1 protein-coding gene is annotated in these 541 nt (G+C 50.8%); it reads right to left on the reverse strand.

The window, feature by feature from the left end; genetic code table 11:
- Positions 1 to 541 (reverse strand): dihydroxy-acid dehydratase (locus R7Q09_RS27840; protein WP_318144172.1); only part of this gene is annotated, 541 nt, incomplete at both ends.

The raw sequence follows: 541 nt of genomic DNA on the forward strand, positions 1-541 counted from the left end.
GCACTGCGTTCGATCTGTTCGCTTTGTTCGTCAGACACTTTAGGATCGGCGCCTTGGATCATGGCATCGACAAGGTCTAACTTGATGATCTGGTCTGAAAGCTTGGTTTTGCCCGCTTCCATTGGGCCGCCAGATACGAAAATAACTGGAATGTTGAGACGCATTGACGCCATCAGCATCCCTGGAGTGATTTTGTCACAGTTAGAGATACACACCATGGCATCTGCACAGTGCGCATTAACCATGTATTCTACTGAGTCGGCAATCAATTCACGTGATGGCAGCGAGTAAAGCATGCCGCCGTGACCCATTGCGATGCCATCATCGACGGCGATGGTATTGAATTCTTTTGCGATGCCGCCTGCCGCTTCAATCTCTTGAGCAACAAGTTGGCCCAAATCTTTAAGGTGTACGTGGCCTGGTACGAACTGAGTGAATGAGTTCACCACGGCGATGATTGGCTTACCGAAATCTTCGTCTTTTACACCGGTTGCACGCCAGAGCGCACGAGCTCCCGCCATGTTACGACCATGTGTGGTGG

It is taken from the genome of Vibrio sp. 2130-1 (assembly GCF_033339515.1).